This window comes from Rathayibacter sp. AY1F8 (assembly GCF_002932165.1).
Taxonomy (GTDB): Bacteria; Actinomycetota; Actinomycetes; order Actinomycetales; family Microbacteriaceae; genus Rathayibacter.
Map to the genome: position 1 here is coordinate 1 of NZ_PSVB01000006.1, position 15,743 is coordinate 15,743.

Consider the following 15,743-nt stretch of genomic DNA (forward strand, 5'->3'; position numbering starts at 1 on the left):
CCGGGGAGGCGGTGGGCGCGCCTGCGCCCGCTGCCGCCGCGCCCACCGCCTCCCCGGAGCCGACCGACTCCAACCCCGGCTACGTCACCCCGCTCGTGCGCAAGCTCGCGGGCGAGAACGGCATCGACCTCTCCACCCTCACGGGAACCGGAGTCGGCGGCCGCATCCGCAAGCAGGACGTCCTCGACGCGGTCGAGGCCGCCAAGTCGGCTCCGGCCGCCCCGGTCTCGGCGCCCGCCGCCGCCGCCGCCAAGGCTGCGCGCACCCCGCTCGAGACCTCCCCCCTCCGCGGCACCACGCAGCCGATGTCGCGCCTGCGCAAGGTCCTCGCGCAGCGCGCCGTCGAGTCGATGCAGACGAGCGCCCAGCTCACCTCGGTCATCGAGGTCGACGTCACGGCGGTCGCCCGCTTCCGCGACTCGGTCAAGAAGAGCTTCCAGGAGAAGACCGGCGCCAAGCTGTCCTTCCTCCCGTTCTTCGCCCTCGCGGCGGCCGAGGCGCTCAAGGCCTACCCGGTGATCAACTCGACCCTCGACGGCGAGTCGATCGTCTACCCGGACCACGAGAACATCAGCATCGCCGTCGACACCGAGCGCGGCCTGCTGACCCCGGTCCTCAAGAACGCGTCCGAGCTGAACCTCGCGCAGATCGCCTCCACCATCGGAGACCTCGCCGAGCGCACCCGCAACAACAAGCTGAAGCCCGACGAGCTCGCCGGCGGCACCTTCACGCTGACCAACACCGGTTCGCGCGGGGCCCTGTTCGACACTCCCGTCGTGTTCCTGCCGCAGACCGCGATCCTCGGCACCGGCATCGTCACCAAGAAGCCGGCCGTCGTGCAGGTGGACGGTACTGACGCCATCGCGATCCGCTCGACCGTCTTCCTCGCGCTCTCGTACGACCACCGCACGGTCGACGGAGCCGACGCGGCGCGCTTCCTGGTCGCGATCAAGGAGCGCCTCGAGGAGGGCTCGTTCGAGAACGACCTCGGCATCTGACACGCTCCCCCTGAGCGCGCCTCTCACGAGGCCGCTCCGGTGTAGACGTCGCGGATGAGCCAGCCGGCCTCCGTCCTGATGATCAGGACGGAGGCCGCTGTCGTCCCCGGGGCCGTCCGGAGGTGCACGACCGCCGATGCCCCGTTCACGTCGACGAGGACGGCCGACGCCTCCCCCGTCGCCGGGACAGCGGAGGCGGGGCCGTCCGCTGCGTCGCCGAGCGGCGAGTCCGCCGTGACCAGACCGCGGGCGCACTCCCGGTCCCCGCACGCGCGCACCGCGTCGATCAGCACCTCCGCCGCCTGCTCGGCGTCGAGTGAGGTCGCCGCGACCGGAGCCGGCGGTGCCGCGGTCGCCACCGCCGGCGGAGCCGACCGAGCCGGAACGGGCGCGACTGCGGTCGACGCCTCCGCATCCTGCACCTGCCGATCGGGCCCGCCCGCGAGCGAACCGGCGAGCACCGCTCCCAGCACGATCGCCGTCCCGACGGAGAGCGGTCCCCGACGCCGGACGACGAACGCCCGGAGGCGGTCCTGCCAGCCGTCGAGCGGATGGACCCGCCTGTGCCGGGCAGCCGGAGCGGGCACCGCCTCCCGACCCCGTGCATCCGCGCCGGACGTCGGCAGCGCCCGCACCGCCTCGCCTATCCCCTGCGGATCAGCGAGTCCGTAGAGGTTGCCCTCCAGCGCCAGCAGGTCGCGGTGCCGCGCGAGGGCGGCGACCGGCAGCTCCGGGCAGAGCATTCCGAGGCGCTCCAGGACCCGCTGCAGCGCGTCGCGCGCCGCACGCGGGGTGTCGACGGCGGGCGTCGTCAGCAGCAGCAGGGGCCGACCCTCCTCCGTCAAGCCGATGTCGTCCGTCGTCGGAGCCAGCCATGCTCCCTCGAGCGCGGCCGAGCGGACCGCGCCCACCACGGGGGCGAGGAGGGTGACCGCGGCGCCGAGTCCGATCCCCCGCTCGACCCGCAGGAACCTCTCGAGCGTGGCGACGACGGGAGGGGCGGTCGAGACGATGCACCTCCTCGGAGACGACTCCACCCGGACGATGCTCTCGCGGTGGCGGTGCTCGGCGAGCCGAGCCACCGGCGACGCCTGCAGCGCCTCGGCCTCCCGCGGCCGCATCGTCCGCTCGGCCGGCGGTGCGGCACCCGGTGCAGGCGTCCACCGCCTCCCCGTCCGCGCTCCGCCGATCCTCCGGCCCTGGACCGTCCCGCTGCTCGTCATGAGGCGAGCTTGACCGCAGGCCGAGGCGGAGGACGCCCGTCTATCCCGATCGGTGGAGGGATCGGCGCGCGTGCCCTCTGTGGAGGAGTCGGATCCGCGTCCGGGGTCCGCCGCCGCGCTCCCGCTCGGTATCCTTGACGTCATGGCACGCAGCACGGAACCGTCGACGAAGGCGGTCAAGGAACCCGGACGTCTCAAGCAGATGTGGCAGGTGTTCCAGATGACCCGCCGCTACGACAGCAGCGCCGTCTGGATCATCCTCCTCGCGCTCCTGCTCCCGATCCTGCTCGGCGTGCTCCTCGGCATCCTGCTCGGCAACGGCAACGGCTTCGTGATCGCGCTGTGGATCATCGTGGGCGTGATGGCCGGCCTGGTCGCCGGACTCGCCGTGCTCTCGCGCCGCGCCGAGCGCGCCGCCTACGGGCAGATCGCCGGGCAGCCCGGCGCGGTCGGCGCCGTCCTGCGCAGCGGACTGCGCGGCACCTGGACCGGCGGCGAGATGCCCGTCGCCGTCAACGGCAAGACCCAGGACGCCGTCTACCGCGCCGTCGGCCGCGGAGGCGTCGTGCTGATCGCGGAGGGCCCCGCCTCCCGGACCAAGCGCATGCTCGAGGACGAGCGGCGCAAGGTGTCGCGGATCCTGCCGAACGTCCCCGTCACCTTCGTGCACGTCGGCTCCGACGCCGATGCGACTCCGCTGCACAAGGTGCCGAGCCGCCTCTCGAAGACGAAGAAGGTCCTCACCAAGGCCGAGGTCCTCGCGGTGAAGAACCGGCTCTCCTCGCTCAACACGTCGCTGCCCATCCCGAAGGGCGTCGACCCTTTCAAGGTGCGCCCTCAGCGATCGCGCTGACGCACGACGCGACAGGCCGGTCGGGATCTCTCCCGGCCGGCCTGCTTCGTCTGCGGCACGTCAGTAGCGGACGAGAACCGTCCCGGCCACCTTGTCGTGGAAGCCGCGCTGGTCCGAGTCCCAGACGAGCGCCGGCACCAGCACGGCCAGCAGCACAGAGCGCACGATCGGGCGCCACACGCCGACCCAGCCCCCGCCGAGACGGATGACGCGCATCCCGAGCAGGCGGTGCCCGATGCTGCCGCCGATGGTGGGGATGAAGACGACCTGCAGCAGGACGAACAGCAGCAGGCTCGCCCAGCGGTCGTAGTCGAAGAACGCGAGCGACAGCAGAGCGGCGACGGCGAAGTCGACGGCCAGGGCGGCGATGCGGCGGCCGGACCGTCCGACCGAGAGGCGGCCCTCTCGGGGGAGGCCGAGACGCTCCCCCGGGTACGAGCTCGGGGCGGCGTCGGCGAAGGTCCTGCGGTCGGCGGCTGGCATCCTCCGATCCTATCCGCGGCGTCTCGGAGCGGACCGAGGAGCGGGTGGTCCGGCAGACGACGTGGAGCCCGACCCCGGACGGGCCCCGTAACATGTCGGAAACAACAGGGACACGGTGGGGAAACCCCCCGTCACTACCCTGGAACGGCTGCGCTCTGCAGCACCCCGTTACGCCATTGGAGACCTTTGCATGTTTAAAGATTCTTCCGAGGTGCTCTCGTTCATCAAGGACACGGACGTCAAGTTCCTCGACATCCGGTTCACCGATCTCCCCGGTGTCCAGCAGCACTTCAACATCCCCGCCTCGACTGTCGATGAGGAGTTCTTCTCCGTTGGTCAGCTCTTCGACGGGTCCTCGATCCGCGGATTCGCGAACATCCACGAATCGGACATGCAGCTGATCCCTGACGTGACCACCGCCTACGTGGACCCGTTCCGCGTCGAGCGCACGCTGATCCTCGTCTTCGACATCTACAACCCGCGCAACGGCGAGATCTACTCCAAGGACCCGCGTCAGGTCGCGAAGAAGGCCGAGAAGTACCTCGCGTCGACCGGCATCGCCGACACCGCGTTCTTCGCCCCCGAGGCGGAGTTCTACATCTTCGACGACGTCCGCTACGAGATCACGCAGAACTCCGCGTTCCACTCCGTCGACTCGGTCGAGGGCGCCTGGAACTCGGGACGCGTCGAGGAGGGCGGCAACCTCGGCAACAAGACGCCCTACAAGGGCGGCTACTTCCCGGTGAGCCCCGTCGACAAGCAGGCCGACCTCCGCGACGACATCTGCCTCAAGCTGATCGACGCCGGCCTCATCCTCGAGCGCTCGCACCACGAGGTGGGCACCGGCGGCCAGGCCGAGATCAACTACCGCTTCGACACGATGGTCCACGCGGCGGACGACATCCTGAAGTTCAAGTACATCGTCAAGAACACGGCCGAGCAGTGGGGCAAGACCGCCACGTTCATGCCGAAGCCGCTCTTCGGCGACAACGGCTCGGGCATGCACACCCACCAGTCGCTGTGGAACGACGGCACGCCGCTCTTCTACGACGAGAACGGCTACGGCGGTCTCTCGGACCTCGCGCGCTGGTACATCGGCGGCCTGCTCAAGCACGCCCCCGCCGTCCTCGCGTTCACGAACCCGACGGTCAACTCGTACCACCGCCTGATCCCGGGCTTCGAGGCGCCGGTCAACCTGGTCTACTCGGCCGGCAACCGCTCCGCGTCCATCCGCATCCCGATCACGGGCACGAACCCGAAGGCCAAGCGCATCGAGTTCCGTGCGCCCGACGCCTCCGGCAACCCGTACCTCGCGTTCGCCGCCCAGCTGATGGCGGGCCTCGACGGCATCAAGAACCGCATCGAGCCGCACGAGCCGGTCGACAAGGACCTCTACGAGCTGCCCCCCGAGGAGGCGAAGCTCATCCCGCAGGTCCCCGCGACCCTGGGCGAGGCGCTCGACGCCCTCGAGGCCGACCACGACTTCCTCCTCCAGGGCGGCGTGTTCACTCAGGAGCTCATCGACACCTGGATCGAGTACAAGCGCGAGAAGGAGATCAAGCCCCTCGCGCAGCGTCCTCACCCGTTCGAGTTCGAGCTGTACTACGGGGTCTGATCCCGCAGCACTGCCGAAGGGCCGTTCCTCCTCGGAGGGGCGGCCCTTCGCCGTCCCCGGCGCGCGGGCGTCAGCGGTAGGAGGAAGCGTCTCCCGCGGCCGGCCCGTAGAACAGGCGCTCGAAGACCGCGCGGGAGCGGCGGGTCACGCCGAGGTAGTCGTCCTCGAGCGCCGTCGCGGACCCGGCCGGGTACTCCAGCAGGCGCGCGACGCCCTCGAGCTGCCGGCGGTCGGTCGGGAGGACGTCGCTGGTGCGGTTGCCCCAGAGCGTGGTGCCCGAGCGGACACGGGACGCGAGGATCCACGCGGCGCGCAGCCGATCCGCGTCCTGCGGGCCGATCATGCCCTCCTCATCCGCGACCGCGAGGGCGGTGAGGGTCGAGGTCGTCCGGAGCGCCGGGGTCCGCCGCGCGTGCTGCAGCTGGAGGAGCTGCACCAGCCACTCGACGTCGCTCAGCGATCCGCGGCCGAGCTTGAGGTGACGGCGCGGGTCGGCGCCCTGCGGCAGACGCTCGCTCTCGACCCGTGCCTTGATCCGCTTCACCTCGCGGATGTCACGGTCGGAGACCGCTCCCGGGTAGCGGACCCCGTCGGCCAGCTCCTCGAAGTCCTCGATGAGCGCCTGGTCCCCCGCTACTCCCCGCGCCCGGAGCAGCGCCTGCGCCTCCCACGTCAGCGACCAGCGGGCGTAGTAGGCGCGGTAGGAGTCGAGGGAGCGCACGAGCGGCCCGTTCTTGCCCTCGGGCCGCAGGTCGGCGTCGAGGTCGAGTGGCAGGCGGGAGTCCTCCGTGAGCCGGACCAGCTCGGCGACGACGAACTGCGAGTAGAGCTGGGCCTGGTGCGGCTCGGCGGTGCCGGGTCGCTGGACGTACATCACGTCGGCGTCGGAGCCGAACCCCAGCTCCGCCCCTCCGTACCGGCCCATGCCGATGATCGCGAACTCCGCGTCGGCGCCGGGCCGGGTCGCACTGCCGCGCCGGATGGCGGCGAGCACGCCGCCCAGCAGTGCGCTGATGATGTCGGTGAGGCTGGTCGCGATCTCCTCGATCGAGCTGAGGCCGAGCACGCCACCCATGGCGGTCCGCAGCACCTCGCGCCGGCGCATCGAGCGGAGGACCGAGGCGACCGCGTCGGGCGTCTCGTGCCGGGCGAGCACGGCGCGCACCTCCTCGGCGAGCTGGGCGGCGCTGCGGGGGCGGAGGGCGTCGTCGTCCTCGAGCCAGGCCGCCGACTCCGGGATGCGGTCGAGCAGCTCGCCGACGAAGCGCGATCCGGAGAGCACCGTGGTGAGCCGCTTGGCGGCTCCGGACGAGTCGCGCAGCATCCGGAGGAACCAGGGCGTCCCGCCCAGTGCGTCGCTGAGGCGCCGGAACGCGAGCAGGCCGTAGTCGGGGTCCGGTCCGTCGGCGAACCACTGCAGCATCACCGGCACGAGGTGGCGCTGGATGCTCGCGCGGCGCGAGACGCCCGAGGTCATCGCGGCGATGTGACCGAGCGCCCCGCGGGCGTCTGCGAAGCCGATAGCGGCGAGGCGCGCCTCCGCCTGGCCGGTGGACAGCTCGGCACCGCCGTCGGAGAGCGCGGCGACCGCGGAGAGCAGCGGACGGTAGAACAGGCGCTCGTGCAGGCCCCGGACGCGGTGCTTGATCCCGTTCCAGACGCTCAGCAGCTCCTCCGCCGTGCGGGCGAGCCCGCTGGAGCGGGCGAGGGTCCGCAGCTCGTGCTCGTCCCGCGGCATCAGGTGCGTACGCCGAAGGCGCCGCAGCTGGAGGCGGTGCTCGAGCAGCCGGAGTGCCCGGTAGTCCTGCGCGAACTCCTCCGCGGCGGAGCGGCCGATGTACCCGCGGTCGGCGAGGGCGCCTAGGGCGAGCAGAGTCCCGGGCATGCGGATCTCGTCGTCGGTCTGCCCGTGGACGAGCTGGAGCAGCTGCACCGTGAACTCGATGTCGCGCAGTCCGCCGGGCCCGAGCTTGATCTGGTAGTGGACGTCGTTCTGCGGGATGTTCTCGGTGACCCGCTCCCGCATCCGCTGCACCGACTCGACGAAGTTCTCGCGGGAGGCGCTCGACCAGACCTTGGGCGCGACCGCGTCGACGTACGCCCGCCCCAGCTCCTGGTCGCCGGCGAGCGGGCGCGCCTTGAGCAGCGCCTGGAACTCCCAGCTCTTCGCCCACCGGTCGTAGTAGGTGATGTGCGACTCGAGGGTGCGCACGAGCGCGCCCTGCTTGCCCTCCGGGCGCAGGTTCGGGTCGACCTCCCAGAGCTCCGGCTCCATCGCCAGCGCGGAGGTCCCGCGCATGAGGAGCACGGCGAGCCGGGTGGCCACGTCGATCGCACGGGCGTTCGTCAGCTCCTTCTCCGGGTCGCCCTCGGCGACGAAGATCACGTCGACGTCGCTGACGTAGTTGAGCTCGGACGCTCCCGCCTTGCCCATGCCGATGACGGCGAAGCGGGTGGCGGCGACCTCGTCGCGGCCGAAACGACCCGGGCCCGTGCCCTCGACCAGCTCGGTCCGCGCCACGGCGAGGGACGCCTCCAGCGCGGCTCCGGCGAGGTCGGCCAGCGCCCTCGTCACCCGGTCGATCGCCGCGACGGGGTCGGCCTGGCTCAGGTCGTGGACGACGATCCTGGTGAGGAGGCGGCGGTACCGCACGCGCAGCGCCGTCCAGCCCGCCTCCTCCCGGAGCGACGAGAAGCCGTCGACGGCGCCGACCGACTCGAGCAGCTCGGCCTTCATCTCGGCGCGCCCGGGGAGCGTGCGCACCGGCTCGAGCACGCTGGCCAGCTCGTCGGGCCGGCGCTGGAGGAAGTCGGCGAGGCCGGAGGAGGCCCCCACCACCAGAAGCAGCCGGGTCAGGGCCTCGTCGTCGGCGAGGACCGCGTCCATCCGGTCGCGGTGCCGCCGCAGCAGGTCGATCAGAGCGAGCAGCGCCTCGTCCGGGTCCGCCACCCGGGCGAAGGAGGGCAGCACCGACTCGAGCTGCCGCCCGGCGAGCTCCTCCGCCTCGGCCAGCCGCGCCCCGGTCTCGCCGAGCGCGGCGAAGCCGAGGCGTGCGACATCGCGGAGGGAGCGTTCACGGGGCATGGCCGAGGCGTCAGAGCATCTCGAGATTGCTGCGCAGCTCGTACGGCGTGACCTGGGCGCGGTACTCGGCCCAATCCTTCCGCTTGTTGAGCAGCACGAAGTTGAACACCTGCTCGCCCAGCGTCTCGGCCACGAGCTCGGACTCCTCCATCAGCGAGATGGCGCGGTCGAGGCTGGCGGGCAGAGCGCCGTAGCCGAGCGCCCGGCGCTCCGCGTCCGAGAGGGCCCACACGTTGTCCTCGGCCTCGGCCGGGAGCTCGTAGCCCTCCTCGATGCCCTTGAGCCCGGCCGCCAGGAGCAGCGAGTACGCCAGGTAGGGGTTCGCCGCGGAGTCCAGAGCCCGGTACTCGATGCGCGACGACTGCCCCTTGTTGGGCTTGTAGAGCGGAACGCGCACGAGGGCGGACCGGTTGTTGTGGCCCCACGAGACGTAGCTGGGCGCCTCGTCGCCGCCCCAGAGCCGCTTGTAGGAGTTGACGAACTGGTTCGTCACGGCGGTGATCTCGGGGGCGTGCTTGAGCAGGCCCGCGATGAACTGACGGCCGAGCTTCGAGAGCTGGTACTGGGCGCCCTGCTCGTAGAACACGTTCACGTCGCCCTCGAAGAGCGAGAGATGCGTGTGCATGCCCGAGCCGGGGTGCCCGGAGAGCGGCTTCGGCATGAACGTCGCGTAGACGCCCTGCTCGATCGCCACCTCCTTGATCACGGTGCGGAAGGTCATGATGTTGTCGGCCGTGGTGAGCGCGTCCGCGTAGCGGAGGTCGATCTCGTTCTGGCCGGGGCCCGCCTCGTGGTGGCTGAACTCGACCGAGATGCCCAGATCCTCCAGCATGCGCACGGAGCGGCGGCGGAAGTCGTGCGCCGTGCCTCCGGGGACGTTGTCGAAGTACCCGGCGGAGTCGACCGGCTCCGGACCCTCGGCGCCGAAGGACGACGACTTGAGGAGGTAGAACTCGATCTCGGGGTGCGTGTAGAAGGTGAACCCGCGCTCGGCCGCCTTCGCCAGCGTGCGCTTGAGCACGTTGCGCGGGTCGGCGACGGCGGGCTGGCCGTCGGGCGTCGTGATGTCGCAGAACATCCGCGCCGTCGGGTCGATCTCTCCGCGCCACGGGAGGATCTGGAAGGTCGACGGGTCCGGATGCGCGAGGACGTCGGCCTCGAAGGAGCGGGTGAGGCCCTCGATGGCGGAGCCGTCGAAGCCGAGCCCCTCCGCGAACGCGCCCTCCACCTCGGCCGGCGCGATCGCGACCGACTTCAGCGTGCCGACGACGTCGGTGAACCAGAGGCGAACGAATTTGATCCCTCGCTCTTCAATGGTGCGAAGAACGAAGTCCCGTTGCTTGTCCATCCAGACCCCTCCTGTTTCGACCCTCAGGCTACTGCCTCCGACCGGGGCCCGCGGGGCGCCCGAGGTGCGCCGTAGACTGGCGCCCATGTCAGCGCAGCCCGTGAAACGCGTTCGAACCCGCCACTTCCAGAACGCGAAGGACTCCGGTGTCCGCATCACCGGGCTGACCAGCTACGACCAGCTGACGGCGAAGATCTTCGACGACGCCGGGATCGACTTCCTCCTCGTGGGCGACTCCGCCGGCAACACGGTGCTCGGCTACGACACCACTCTGCCCGTCACCGTCGACGAGCTCATCCCGCTGGCGCGCGCCGTCGCCGGAGCCGTCGAGCGCGCCTTCGTCGTCGCCGACATGCCCTTCGGCTCCTACGAGTCGGGTGCCGACGACGCGCTGCACACGGCGTTCCGCTTCATGAAGGAGACGCACGCGCACGCGGTGAAGCTCGAGGGCGGAGTCCGCTCCGCCGAGCAGATCCGGCGCATCGTCGAGGCGGGCATCCCCGTGATGGCGCACATCGGCTTCACGCCGCAGAGCGAGCACGGGCTCGGCGGTCACATGGTCCAGGGGCGCGGCGAGGGCATCGAGCAGCTGCTCGCCGACGCGCGCGCCGTCCAGGAGGCCGGGGCGTTCGCCGTCGTCCTCGAGATGGTGCCCGCGGACGCGGCACATCAGGTGACGGAGGAGCTGCGCATCCCGACGATCGGAGTCGGAGCGGGACCGCACGTCGACGGACAGCTGCTCGTGTGGACGGACTTCGCCGGATTCACCACCGGCCGCATCCCCCGCTTCGTGAAGCAGTACGCGGATCTGCGCGGCGTGCTCACCGGAGCGGTCACCGCGTTCCGGGACGACGTGGAGTCCGGCGCCTACCCCGGCGCCGAGCACAGCTACGAGTAACCGCCGTCAGCGGTCCTCGGCGGCGTCCTCCTCGGCCCACTTGCGGCTGTTCTCGTGCAGCCGCTCGAGGGCGTGCTCCGCCTCCTCGCGAGAGGAGAAGGGTCCCACCCGGTCGACGGAGGGGGACACGAATCCCTGCTCCACCGTGCCGGCCTTGAGGTTGTACCACCAGGAGTTCGCGTCGCCGTCAGCCATGCCGCGATCCTACGCCGCAGCCCGCGTCGGTCCGCACCCCCGCCCTTCGCTAGCATGGCCGCTATGACTGCTGCGGCGACCGCCATCGGGATCGACATCGGGGGAACGGGCATCAAGGGGGCCTCGGTGGACCTGGCCGCGGGCACTCTGCTCAGCGACCGGATGAAGCTCGCCACTCCCCCGGGCGGCACGCCGAAGGACATCGTCGCCACCGTCCAGCAGATCCTCGAGAAGATCCCGGACCTGCCCTCGGACACCCCGGTCGGCATCTGCTTCCCCGCCGTCGTCGTCCACGGACGGACGATGTCGGCGGCGAACGTGTCGGACGAGTGGATCGGCCTCGAGGCCGAGAAGCTGTTCGAGGACGCGATCGGCCGGAACATCTTCTTCGTCAACGACGCCGACGCGGCGGGCTACGCCGAGTCGCGCTTCGGAGCGGCGAAGGACAAGAAGGGCCTGGTCATCATGACCACCCTCGGCACCGGCATCGGGACGGCGCAGATTCACGACGGGATCCTCATCCCCAACGCCGAGCTCGGCCACCTCGAGATCCACGGCGGCGACTACGAGAAGAAGGCCTCGTTCGCCGCCAAGGAGCGCGACGACCTCGACTACAAGCACTGGGCGAAGCGCCTGCAGCGCTACTACTCCCACCTCGAGGCGCTGCTCTGGCCCGATCTCTTCATCGTCGGCGGCGGCATCTCCAAGCACCACGACGAGTTCCTCCCGCTGCTCGACCTGCGCACCCCGATCATCCCGGCGGCGCTCCGCAACAACGCCGGCATCCTCGGCGCGGCCGCGCTCGCAGGGCGGGGCTGAGTCTTTTTCCTCGGCGGTCCCCGCCCGCCGAGGCGCGGTCGGCCTCGGGAGGTGACGCGTTCCGGGGAGCGGGGTGCGGACGGCTACGGCGAAACGCTGGCACGCGTTTCGCCGGTTCGCCTGGTGCGTGGCGCCATGGCGCACGGACATGATCGGACCTTCGGGGTCCAGCGGTCGCGGTGAGCCACGACGGGGCGGGGGCACCCGGTCCTCGGCGGCGATCCGCAGCGGCGTCTCAGGACCGTCCTCCGGGATCGGCGCCTGCCGGACGTCGTGCTGCACCGCGTCGTCCGCAGGAGGCCGCGCGAGAGATGGACCGCGTCAGTCCTGACGAGTAGCCGCGCAAGGGTGTGTCGAGACCCGGGAACCGCCACGGCAGGCCGTCGCGCTGCCTGCGGGCGGGAGCGCGACCTCGGCGACCGGCGGAGACGCGAGATGCCCCGCCGGGGCGGGGCATCTCGTGGCGAAGGGGTCGGCTGATACGCCGGGTTCTGTTCACGCCGCGCCTCTCGGCGGGCGCTGGACGGCCATCTCTCTCGGAGCCACGTCGCCGTGACCCTCCAGCGGTCTACCCGAGGACCCGACGAGCAGCCGCATCGTCCTCTGTCTGACCTTGCTCCGGGCGAGGTTTACCGAGCGGACCGGATCACTCCGGCCCCTGGTGGTCTCTTACACCACCGTTTCACCCTTACCGCCGGCCGGAGCCGACGGCGGTCTGTTCTCTGTGGCACTGTCTCGCGGGTCGCCCCGGGTGGGTGTTGCCCACCGCCCTGCTCTGCGGAGCCCGGACGTTCCTCGGCACCACGGCTCTCGCCGCGATGACGCGACCGTCTTGCCGGCCCGTTCGCCCGTCCAGTGTACGGCTCAGGCGAGGGTGGACTCCTCGCCGCGCACCAGGATGCAGCCGCTGTCGGGGCAGAGGACGACCTCGTCGGGAGCGGAGGCGCGGATCCAGGAGAGGTCCGACTCGGTGAGGGCCACGCCGCTCCCCTCCGACACCTTCCCGCGGAGGAGGGCCGCGCCGACTCCGTAGCGGGCGCGCTGCTTCTCGTACAGCTCGACCAGGTCCTCCGGAAGGGTCGTCACCAGGTCCGCCCGGTCCCGGGCGAGCGCCTCCTGCTTGTCGCGGAGCTTCTCGGCCTGCGCGTCGCGCTCCTCGGCGAGGGTCCCGAGCGAGGCGACGACCTCGTCGCGCTCGGCCTGAGCCGCGGCGACCTCGGACTCGATGCCCTCGATCCGCTCCATCAGGGTCAGCTCGATGTCCTCGAGGTCTCCCCGTCGCTTCACGAGGGAGGTGATCTCGCTCTCGAGCGCGGCGATGTCCTTGGCCGCGGATGCGGTCTGCAGGCGGTCGCGATCGCGGGTGAGCCGCTTCTCGACCACGCTGACGTCGGACTCGATGCGCCCGAGCTCGGTGCGCACGTCCTCGAGGCGCCCTGTGCGCTCGGCGAGGGAGCGGCGGGTCTCGTTGTCGCGGGCCTGCATCGCCTGGATCCGCGCGATCTGCGGGAGCGTCGCGAGGGCGTGGCGCAGCTGCGCGCCCCTCGTGTCCAGACTCGCCAGAGTCAGGAGTTCGCGCTGGTGTGCGGGGCTGGCTTTCACGTGGCGGTCCTCGTTCCCGGCGCGCAGTACGGGCGCGCCGCGTCCATTCTCCCGTGCCCGCGGCGGGTCAGTGCACGATCGCGAAATCCCACGGGTCGGTGCGGGTCTCGCTCACCTCGACGGTGACCGTGGGCAGGGCCTCCCGCAGCGCGGTCGCGGCGACGTCGAGCCACAGCCACTCGCTCGCCCAGTGCGAGACGTCGATGAGGGCGGGCCCGGTGCCGTGCAGGGCCTTCTCGCGCGCCTCGGAGGCCGGGTGGTGCCGGAGGTCGGCGGTGATGAAGACGTCGCTCGTGCGGACGGCGGGAGCGTCCAGGAGCGAGTCCCCCGCTCCTCCGCAGAGCGACACGCGGCGCACGGGCGTCTCGTAGGCGCCCGCGGCCCGCACTCCCCCTGCGGTGGCCGGCAGGAGCTCGGCCACGGCTCCGGCCAGGCGTCCGAGCGTCACCTCCTCGGGCAGGTCGCCCACCCGGCCGAGCCCGACCGACGGGTCGGCGCCCGGGACGAGCGGAGTCGTGCCGGTCAGGCCGAGGCGGGTCGCGATCACGTCCGAGACGCCGTCCGCGACGATGTCGGCGTTCGTGTGGGCCGAGATCAGTGCGCAGCCGCCCCGGACGAGGTCCGCGAGCAGGCGGCCCTTGTAGCCGTCCTCGGCGATCGAGGTGACGCCGCGCAGCAGCAGCGGGTGGTGCGCGACCAGGAGCTGGTATCCGCCGTCGACGGCCTCCGCGACGGTGTCGGAGACCACGTCGACCGTGAGCAGGATCCGCTCCACCGCGGCGTCGGGGTCGCCGGTGACCAGGCCGGGCGCGTCCCAGCTCTCGGCGGCCGCCTCGGGCCAGAGACGGTCGATGACGGCGTGGACGTCGCGCAGTGAGGGCATGCGTCCAGGGTAGGGCCGCTCAGGGCGGGTGGTCGGTCTCCACGGCGCGGATCCCGGCGTCGGCCGCCGCGTCCAAGCCGGCTCGCGGGTGGTCGTCCGACTCCAGCAGGAGGAGGGTGATGCCGCCGTACCGCTCGATCTCGATCAGGCCCGCGACTCCGGAGGCGGCGAGCACGTGGCCGCCGATCCCGCCGGTGGTGTCGACGACGTGCGTGTGCAGGCCGGCGACGCTGATCCCCTGGAACGGCTGCGGGCCGACGAAGCCCAGCAGCGTGCCCTCGACGCCGGTCAGCCGGACCTCGTGCTGGTCGCGCATCGCGTCCGCCAGGCGGCGGTAGGGCTCCGCCTGCGCGATCGGCCGGCGCAGGGTCGGCGTCTCCACCGCGCGCGCAGGCGGACGCCGACGAAGACGTCCGGACAGGGCACGAGCGAGCGCACCGCGGCCGGTCCGCCGAACGGCGCGATCAGGAGCCGTGGCGGCGCACGGTCGGTGGTCCGTGCTTGCCTGGGGACCATGAACGAGTACCTGCCCTGGGCCGTCGCGGCCGCCCTGCTCCTGGCCCTCCTCATCACGGTCGTCACCGGCCGCCGACGGCGCACTGCGGCGAGAGCGGCGGCGGAGGAGGCCGCGGAGGAGCACCAGCGCACGATCGCCGAGCGCGACCGGAGCCACGAGGCGGCGCTCAAGGCACTGACGCGCGCGCGCGACGCCGAGCGCGACCTCAGTCGGAACGAGCTCGAGACGGCGCAGGAGGAGGTCGAGCAGACCCGTGACGCGCTCGCCAGGACCTGGAGCAGCGAGGCCGTCTCGCACACCCTGATCCGGGAGGCGTGCGCCTCGGCGGGGCTGTCCGGCGTCCTCGCCACGAACGTCGTCTTCGTACCGGTCGACGCGCGCACGACGCGCCGCTTCCTCGCGCAGATCGACCATCTGCTGCTCACCCGGCACGGCGCGCTCATCATCGAGGCCAAGTACTGGCAGGGGGTCGTCTTCGACGGCGTGCGACCCGGTACTGTCCACCCCTCCTACGGCGTCCTCCTCGACGAGGACGCCCTGCCCGAGGCCTTCGCGGTTCAGATCGCACCGGGGACGGTGTCGCGGTGGACGGTGCGCACGCATGTCGAGCAGCACGTCCCCGCCCGGCAGGTCCGGATCCAGGCCGCGAGGCTCAAGGAGCACCTGGCCCTGAACGGTCTGCCCACGCCGTGGTTCGAGACGGCCGTGCTCTACAGCCACCCCGACGTCAGGACGTACGCGCCCGGATGGCAGGGCACGGGAGCGGCACGGACGAGGATCGTGACGGGAGTCGACGAGCTGACGGACGCTCTGGCCGATCTCGCACGGCGCCCGAACACCACGATCGGGGAGGACGCCTGGGGCGAGCTCTCCGGATTCCTCGCCGGATGCGGCGGCCATGTGGAGCCGGTCGGGCCGACGCGTGCGTGACCAGCAGGGGGACCCGGCGGCCGGGCGGGTACGGTCATGACCGGCCTGAGCCGGACAGGACGGCGCCAGACCCTGTAGCGCCGTGAACGACGAAGGTCCGCACTCCCGGAGGAGTGCGGACCTGTTCGGTGGATCCGAGGGGATTCGAACCCCTGACCCCCTGCATGCCATGCAGGTGCGCTACCAGCTGCGCCACGGACCCGTGTTGTGTTCTGTCTTGCTTCGTACTGTCTTTCGCTGTCTCCGCCCGGCGGAAGCAACTCGAATAAACTACAACACGATTCGCGTGAAGTG

14 protein-coding genes, 1 tRNA gene and 1 other RNA gene are annotated in these 15,743 nt (G+C 71.5%); 6 read left to right on the forward strand and 10 right to left on the reverse strand.

Going from position 1 to position 15,743, the window contains the following annotated elements; genetic code table 11:
- The coding region (sucB, locus tag C5C35_RS06555; protein ID WP_104262798.1) for a 2-oxoglutarate dehydrogenase, E2 component, dihydrolipoamide succinyltransferase at positions 1 to 998 on the forward strand (998 nt) is incomplete at its 5' end.
- Between the two features lie 23 nt (positions 999 to 1,021).
- Here sucB and C5C35_RS06560 read toward each other — a convergent pair.
- Positions 1,022 to 2,221 carry a hypothetical protein gene (locus C5C35_RS06560; protein ID WP_146082944.1) on the reverse strand — a complete coding sequence of 400 codons (1,200 nt, stop codon included), beginning with the start codon at positions 2,219 to 2,221 and terminating at the stop codon, positions 1,022 to 1,024.
- Positions 2,222 to 2,363: 142 nt separating this feature from the next.
- On the opposite strand from C5C35_RS06560, the gene C5C35_RS06565 reads away from it, so the two are divergent.
- Positions 2,364 to 3,074 (forward strand): DUF4191 domain-containing protein, encoded by a 711-nt coding sequence (locus C5C35_RS06565; protein WP_104223728.1) that lies wholly within the window; start codon positions 2,364 to 2,366, stop codon positions 3,072 to 3,074.
- A 60-nt stretch (positions 3,075 to 3,134) separates the two neighbouring features.
- Here C5C35_RS06565 and C5C35_RS06570 read toward each other — a convergent pair whose 3' ends face one another.
- Positions 3,135 to 3,557, reverse strand: a complete 423-nt coding sequence (locus C5C35_RS06570) for an RDD family protein (protein ID WP_104223667.1) — start codon at positions 3,555 to 3,557, stop codon at positions 3,135 to 3,137.
- Positions 3,558 to 3,747: 190 nt separating this feature from the next.
- Here C5C35_RS06570 and glnA point away from each other — a divergent pair, with 190 nt between their 5' ends.
- Positions 3,748 to 5,172 (forward strand): type I glutamate--ammonia ligase, encoded by a 1,425-nt coding sequence (glnA, locus tag C5C35_RS06575; RefSeq protein ID WP_104223668.1) that lies wholly within the window; start codon positions 3,748 to 3,750, stop codon positions 5,170 to 5,172.
- Positions 5,173 to 5,242: 70 nt separating this feature from the next.
- Here glnA and C5C35_RS06580 read toward each other — a convergent pair whose 3' ends face one another.
- Positions 5,243 to 8,257 (reverse strand): bifunctional [glutamine synthetase] adenylyltransferase/[glutamine synthetase]-adenylyl-L-tyrosine phosphorylase, encoded by a 3,015-nt coding sequence (locus tag C5C35_RS06580; RefSeq protein WP_104262799.1) that lies wholly within the window; start codon positions 8,255 to 8,257, stop codon positions 5,243 to 5,245.
- Between the two features lie 10 nt (positions 8,258 to 8,267).
- Positions 8,268 to 9,605: a glutamine synthetase family protein gene (locus tag C5C35_RS06585; protein ID WP_068253236.1), complete on the reverse strand. Its 1,338-nt coding sequence runs from the start codon at positions 9,603 to 9,605 to the stop codon at positions 8,268 to 8,270.
- 85 nt (positions 9,606 to 9,690) lie between these two features.
- On the opposite strand from C5C35_RS06585, the gene panB reads away from it, so the two are divergent.
- Entirely contained in the window at positions 9,691 to 10,503 is an 813-nt protein-coding gene (gene panB / locus C5C35_RS06590; RefSeq protein ID WP_104262800.1) for a 3-methyl-2-oxobutanoate hydroxymethyltransferase, read from the forward strand.
- 6 nt (positions 10,504 to 10,509) lie between these two features.
- Here the strand turns inward: panB and C5C35_RS06595 are convergent, their stop codons facing one another.
- Positions 10,510 to 10,698 (reverse strand): SPOR domain-containing protein, encoded by a 189-nt coding sequence (locus tag C5C35_RS06595; RefSeq protein WP_104223671.1) that lies wholly within the window; start codon positions 10,696 to 10,698, stop codon positions 10,510 to 10,512.
- A gap of 63 nt (positions 10,699 to 10,761) precedes the next feature.
- Between C5C35_RS06595 and ppgK the strand changes: the two genes are divergently transcribed.
- Entirely contained in the window at positions 10,762 to 11,517 is a 756-nt protein-coding gene (gene ppgK / locus C5C35_RS06600) for a polyphosphate--glucose phosphotransferase (protein WP_104223672.1), read from the forward strand.
- A gap of 464 nt (positions 11,518 to 11,981) precedes the next feature.
- Here ppgK and rnpB read toward each other — a convergent pair.
- The 4 genes from rnpB to C5C35_RS16945 form a co-directional block, all read right to left on the reverse strand.
- Positions 11,982 to 12,360, reverse strand: an RNA gene (gene rnpB / locus C5C35_RS06605) — RNase P RNA component class A.
- A 21-nt stretch (positions 12,361 to 12,381) separates the two neighbouring features.
- Positions 12,382 to 13,119: a zinc ribbon domain-containing protein gene (locus C5C35_RS06610; protein ID WP_104226713.1), complete on the reverse strand. Its 738-nt coding sequence runs from the start codon at positions 13,117 to 13,119 to the stop codon at positions 12,382 to 12,384.
- 67 nt (positions 13,120 to 13,186) lie between these two features.
- A complete protein-coding gene (locus C5C35_RS06615; protein WP_104247263.1) occupies positions 13,187 to 14,002 on the reverse strand; it encodes a Nif3-like dinuclear metal center hexameric protein in 816 nt (271 codons plus the stop codon).
- 19 nt (positions 14,003 to 14,021) lie between these two features.
- Positions 14,022 to 14,384 (reverse strand): acetolactate decarboxylase, encoded by a 363-nt coding sequence (locus C5C35_RS16945; protein WP_181134115.1) that lies wholly within the window; start codon positions 14,382 to 14,384, stop codon positions 14,022 to 14,024.
- Between the two features lie 132 nt (positions 14,385 to 14,516).
- Here C5C35_RS16945 and C5C35_RS06620 point away from each other — a divergent pair, with 132 nt between their 5' ends.
- On the forward strand, positions 14,517 to 15,449 hold the full coding sequence (locus C5C35_RS06620) for a nuclease-related domain-containing protein (protein WP_146084572.1): 933 nt from the start codon (positions 14,517 to 14,519) through the stop codon (positions 15,447 to 15,449).
- A gap of 129 nt (positions 15,450 to 15,578) precedes the next feature.
- Here the strand turns inward: C5C35_RS06620 and C5C35_RS06625 are convergent.
- Positions 15,579 to 15,651, reverse strand: a tRNA-Ala gene (locus C5C35_RS06625).
- Between the last annotated feature and the right edge of the window lie 92 nt (positions 15,652 to 15,743).

What these genes read in the sequence shown, in the direction of transcription:
- C5C35_RS06560 (WP_146082944.1), bottom strand. Translation starts at nt 2,221, where the DNA reads ATGACGAGCAGCGGGACGGTCCAGGGCCGGAGGATCGGCGGAGCGCGG.
- C5C35_RS06565 (WP_104223728.1), top strand. Translation starts at nt 2,364, where the DNA reads ATGGCACGCAGCACGGAACCGTCGACGAAGGCGGTCAAGGAACCCGGA.
- C5C35_RS06570 (WP_104223667.1), bottom strand. Translation starts at nt 3,557, where the DNA reads ATGCCAGCCGCCGACCGCAGGACCTTCGCCGACGCCGCCCCGAGCTCG.
- glnA (WP_104223668.1), top strand. Translation starts at nt 3,748, where the DNA reads ATGTTTAAAGATTCTTCCGAGGTGCTCTCGTTCATCAAGGACACGGAC.
- C5C35_RS06580 (WP_104262799.1), bottom strand. Translation starts at nt 8,257, where the DNA reads ATGCCCCGTGAACGCTCCCTCCGCGATGTCGCACGCCTCGGCTTCGCC.
- C5C35_RS06585 (WP_068253236.1), bottom strand. Translation starts at nt 9,605, where the DNA reads ATGGACAAGCAACGGGACTTCGTTCTTCGCACCATTGAAGAGCGAGGG.
- panB (WP_104262800.1), top strand. Translation starts at nt 9,691, where the DNA reads ATGTCAGCGCAGCCCGTGAAACGCGTTCGAACCCGCCACTTCCAGAAC.
- C5C35_RS06595 (WP_104223671.1), bottom strand. Translation starts at nt 10,698, where the DNA reads ATGGCTGACGGCGACGCGAACTCCTGGTGGTACAACCTCAAGGCCGGC.
- ppgK (WP_104223672.1), top strand. Translation starts at nt 10,762, where the DNA reads ATGACTGCTGCGGCGACCGCCATCGGGATCGACATCGGGGGAACGGGC.
- C5C35_RS06615 (WP_104247263.1), bottom strand. Translation starts at nt 14,002, where the DNA reads ATGCCCTCACTGCGCGACGTCCACGCCGTCATCGACCGTCTCTGGCCC.
- C5C35_RS06620 (WP_146084572.1), top strand. Translation starts at nt 14,517, where the DNA reads ATGAACGAGTACCTGCCCTGGGCCGTCGCGGCCGCCCTGCTCCTGGCC.